This window comes from Croceicoccus sp. (genome assembly GCF_983967925.1).
Genome location: NZ_CFETID010000059.1, coordinates 1 through 4,427, shown reverse-complemented (window position 1 = coordinate 4,427; position 4,427 = coordinate 1). Strand labels below are relative to the sequence as shown.

General features: G+C 61.8%; 5 protein-coding genes and 1 pseudogene. All 6 read left to right on the top strand.

All coding sequences use genetic code 11. The annotated features are described in order from the left end of the window. The coding region (locus tag AC4FIJ_RS16320; protein ID WP_490337680.1) for a multicopper oxidase domain-containing protein at positions 1-852 on the top strand (852 nt) is incomplete at its 5' end. Next, positions 852-2,006: a copper resistance protein B gene (locus tag AC4FIJ_RS16315; protein ID WP_221538591.1), complete on the top strand. Its 1,155-nt coding sequence runs from the start codon at positions 852-854 to the stop codon at positions 2,004-2,006. The genes AC4FIJ_RS16320 and AC4FIJ_RS16315, both read left to right, overlap by 1 nt. 218 nt (positions 2,007-2,224) lie before the next feature. Continuing rightward, positions 2,225-2,497, top strand: a complete 273-nt coding sequence (locus AC4FIJ_RS16310) for a Cif family virulence factor (RefSeq protein WP_422357522.1) — start codon at positions 2,225-2,227, stop codon at positions 2,495-2,497. Then, positions 2,494-2,679, top strand: a complete 186-nt coding sequence (locus tag AC4FIJ_RS16305; protein ID WP_422357521.1) for a beta-lactamase hydrolase domain-containing protein — start codon at positions 2,494-2,496, stop codon at positions 2,677-2,679. Before AC4FIJ_RS16310 ends, AC4FIJ_RS16305 begins: the two co-directional genes overlap by 4 nt. After that, a pseudogene (locus AC4FIJ_RS16300) lies at positions 2,618-3,094 on the top strand (hypothetical protein); the annotation flags it as partial. The gene AC4FIJ_RS16305 and the pseudogene AC4FIJ_RS16300, both read left to right, overlap by 62 nt. Next, positions 3,058-4,427 (top strand): SulP family inorganic anion transporter (locus AC4FIJ_RS16295; protein ID WP_490337679.1); only part of this gene is annotated, 1,370 nt, incomplete at its 3' end. The pseudogene AC4FIJ_RS16300 and the gene AC4FIJ_RS16295, both read left to right, overlap by 37 nt.

The window sequence follows — 4,427 nt, the reverse complement described above, 5'->3', positions numbered from 1 at the left end:
GCCCGCACGATCGTGGCCGAAAGCATGGACCGCTCAGGTATGGCTATAGCGACCTTGGCATCCCGGCCCGGTGCGCGGGCAAGTGTACCGCCCCTACGCGACCCCCCGCTGCTGACCATGGCGGACATGGGCATGAACCACGGGTCGGGCGGAATGGATCATGGCGGTGGTGACATGGCCGGGATGGACCATTCGGCCATGGGCCATGACATGCCATCGCAAGGAGCCGCTGCCGAGCCGATGGGCGGGATGGATATGAGCGGCATGAACATGCGTGACACGTCCAAGCTGCCTTCCGACGTAAGGATCGGCCCCGGTATCGACATGGTGTCGATGAACCCTGTCGATCGCATGGGCGATCCGGGTCTTGGCTTGGACAACGTACCCCACAAGGTCCTCAATTACAGGGATCTCGTTGCGCTCGAATCTAATGACGATTTGCGCCGCCCATCGCGTCAGATGGAAATCCATCTGACGGGCAACATGGAGCGCTACATGTGGTCGTTCGATGGCAAGAAGTTCACCGCCGTGAGCGACGATCCCATCCGCTTCGCGTACAATGAGCGTGTCCGGGTGAAGCTGGTCAATGACACGATGATGGCGCACCCGATCCATTTGCACGGGCACTTCTTCGAACTGGTCAACGGTGCACCTGCCGATCGCCAGCCGCAAAAGCATACCGTTATCGTGCAGCCCGGTGGCAGCGCTACCTTCGACCTTACCGCCGACGAAGAGGGCGACTGGGCCTTCCACTGCCACCTGCTCTATCACATGCACTCTGGCATGTTTCAGATCGTGACCGTCGCGCCGCGGGGCAACCAGCCCGATGTGGAGCGGGTGGGAGAAGACTGATGCGCCTGCTTGTCGCCATGCTCTTCGTGAGCACCGCCGCCCCCGCTATCGCACAGGACCATTCGGGCCACGCGATGCCTTCCGCGCAATCACCTGCTCAGACCGAATGCGAAAAAGAGGCCGAACGCCACCGCGCTATGGGCCATTCGGTGCCTGAGGGGGCGTGTGCGCCCAAAGCGCAACCAACCGAACCTGCGCAGGACGGCCATACCGGCATGGACCATTCCCAGATGGACCATTCCCAGATGGACCATAGTCAGATGCAGGGCATGGACCACTCCACCATGGATCATTCCAAGATGGAAGGCATGGACCATTCCGCGATGGGCCATAAAAACACGCAGCAACCCGAACAGACAACCATGGATCACGGTGCGATGGGGCACGGTACCATGGACATGACACCCATCCCGGAAGGGGCGCCTCCGGCTGCGGCAGGATCGGGTCCGCCACGCGCTGCCGATGCGATCTGGGGTGCCGATGCCATGCGAGCCTCGCGCAATGCCCTTCGCACCGAGAACGGCGGCATGAAGGTGTTCTGGTTCCAGGGCGACCGCGCTGAATATCGCGCGCGAGAAGATAGCGATGGCTATCTTTGGGACGTGCAGGGCTACTACGGTGGCGATACCGACAAATTCTGGTTCAAGAGCGAGGGCGAAGGCGCCTTCGGGGAACAGTTGGAGTCCGCCGAGATACAGGGACTTTGGAGCCACGCGATCGGACCGTGGTGGGATCTTCAGGTTGGCGTCCGGCAGGATCTGACCGGTCCCGAGCGCACCCATGCCGTCATCGGTGTGCAGGGTTTGGCACCCTATACTTTTGAACTCGATGCAGCCGCTTTTCTGTCAAACAAGGGCGACCTGACTGCAAGTGTAGAAGGCGAGCTTGACCAGCGCATCACGCAGCGCCTTCTCCTGCAACCTCGGGCTGAGGTAAGTCTTTCTGCTCAGGACATTCCCGAGCTCGGCATCGGTGCGGGCCTGGATTCGGTCGAACTGGGGCTGCGCCTCCGTTACGAAATCGCTCGCGAGTTCGCCCCGTACATCGGGGTAGAGCAGGAATGGAAAGTTGGCCAGAGCGCGGACTATGCGCGTCTCGCAGGGGAAGATCCCAGCGTGACAAACTACGTCGTCGGTGTCCGATTCTGGTTCTAAAGAGAGGACTACAATGAAGTTTGTATATTTTGCGGCTTCGGCTGCAGCCGCACTCGCTGTAGTGCCTGTTGCGGCTCAAGCTCAGCACTCCGATCATTCGGCACACGACACACACGGCGATGTCCAGGACGCGCTCGAGCAAGATGCGCAAGCAACGCTCGTCGCCTACCGAGACGCCTTGGTCGCGCGAGACGAGGCCGCCATGAGAGCGCTGTTCCATGGTGTTTGAGAACGGCAAAGCTGAAGGCTCCTTTGCGCAGTACATGGAGCATCATCTCGGCCCCGAACTGGGCGAGATCACCGAGTTCACTTTCACAAATCCGACGGTGAATGTCCGGATGGTCGGCCATGTAGCGTTAGGCCATGAAACCTATCGATACCGGATTGCCCTTAAGGACGGCCGCGTGATCGAGCGAGACGGGGTCGCCACGTCCGTCCTGACTCACGGGCACATGGCTGTTGTTCGGCTTTTCGACGGGGCATCATCATGAAGCTTGTCAGTGTAAGCGACACCTTCGCCGTCTCCCCTCAGCTTGAGCCGAGCGACATGCGCGGGCTTGCCGACGCGGGATTTGGCACGGTGATCTGCAACAGGCCGGATGGCGAAGAGCCATGCGGTCCCACCGCAGGTTGCCCCGCAGTTCGTCGCCGACAGCCCTCTCGCGAATGCTGAGAGCGGCTTTGTCAATGTCGACAAGTTCACGCTCCAGCACGTCCGCTATCCTAACGTCTTCGGTCTCGGCGATGCGGGATCCGCTCCCAATGCCAAGACGATGGCGGCTGCGCGCAAGCAAGCCCCCATCGTCGCGGTCAATGCGCTCGCCCAGCTCGATGCGAAGCAGCCTGTGGCCGATTACGATGGCTACGGCTCCTGCCCGCTGACCGTCGAGCGCGGAAAGATCGTGCTCGCCGAATTCGGCTATGACGGAAAGCTGCTGCCGAGTTTCCCGAAATGGGTGATCGAAGGCACCAAGCCGCGAAAGCTCAGCTGGCTCCTGAAATCCGAGGCCCTGCCGTGGATCTACTGGAACGGCATGCTGAAGGGCCATGAATGGATGGCCAAACCGCATACGAAGAAGGCTGCCTGATCGTGAGCGACAGCAATCCAGGGTCGGCCGGCGGGCTGTCCGGCTTGCCCAGCCGGCACAAGCCGGGACTGCTGGCGCAATACTTCCCGATTCTCGAGTGGGGCCGGACCTACAACGGATCGGTCCTGACGAACGATCTGGTCGCGGCGATCATCGTCACGATCATGCTGATCCCGCAGAGCCTCGCTTACGCGCTGCTGGCAGGGTTGCCGCCGGTTGTCGGCCTTTACGCATCGATCCTGCCGCTGGTGGCCTACGCGATCTTCGGCACCAGCCGGACCCTTGCGGTGGGGCCTGTTGCGGTCGTGTCGCTGATGACGGCAAGCGCTGCCGGAGCCGTTGCAGCGCCGGGCACCGAGCTTTATCTCGAGGCGGCAATCACCCTCGCTGCCTTGTCTGGCGTGATGCTCGCGGTGCTCGGGTTCCTGCGAATGGGGTTCCTCGCAAACCTCCTCTCGCACCCCGTCATCAGCGGCTTCATCACCGCTAGCGGCATCCTGATCGCGACCAGCCAGCTAAAGCACATCCTTGGCGTATCGGCAGGTGGCGACAACTGGCCCGAAATGCTGGGTGGGCTCGCCGTCGCAATCGACACGATCAATCCGTGGACACTCGCCATTGGCATTCCGGCCACGTTGTTTCTTTTCTGGGTTCGCAAGGGCCTGAAACCATCCCTGGTGAAGCTCGGCCTTGCTCCGCGCGCCGCCGATATCGCGGCCAAGGCAGGTCCCGTGATCGCGGTGGTCGCAACGATCCTCGCCGCCATCGGCCTCAATCTAGAGGATCGCGGTGTGAACCTCGTCGGTGCAATTCCGCAGGGCCTTCCGCCTTTCGCCATCCCGTCGACCGATCTGGGTCTTATCGCGCAACTGTGGGTTCCGGCTCTGCTCATCTCGATCATCGGCTTCGTCGAGAGCGTATCGGTCGCGCAAACCCTTGCGGCGAAACGCCGCCAGCGGATTGCGCCTAACCAAGAACTGATCGGTCTGGGAGCTTCGAACATCGCCAGCGCCTTTTCGGGGGGCTACCCCGTCACCGGCGGATTTGCCCGCTCTGTCGTTAATTTTGATGCCGGGGCGGAAACGCCTGCGGCAGGGGCCTACACCGCCGTCGGCATAGCGCTGGCGGGACTATTCCTGACGCCACTGCTCTACAGTCTGCCAATCGCCACACTGGCCGCGACGATCATCGTCGCGGTTCTCAGCCTCGTCGATCTCAAGACGCCGGGCCAGCTGTGGAACTACTCCAAGGCCGACTTCGCCGCGCACATGGCGACTATCGCCGTCACGCTCCTTGCAGGCGTCGAACTGGGTGTGATCGCGGGCGTTGGCGT

Bases quoted from the DNA above. Each gene is read 5' to 3' on its own strand.
- AC4FIJ_RS16315 (WP_221538591.1), top strand. From the start codon at position 852: ATGCGCCTGCTTGTCGCCATGCTCTTCGTGAGCACCGCCGCCCCCGCT.
- AC4FIJ_RS16305 (WP_422357521.1), top strand. From the start codon at position 2,494: ATGAAGCTTGTCAGTGTAAGCGACACCTTCGCCGTCTCCCCTCAGCTT.
- AC4FIJ_RS16310 (WP_422357522.1), top strand. From the start codon at position 2,225: ATGGTGTTTGAGAACGGCAAAGCTGAAGGCTCCTTTGCGCAGTACATG.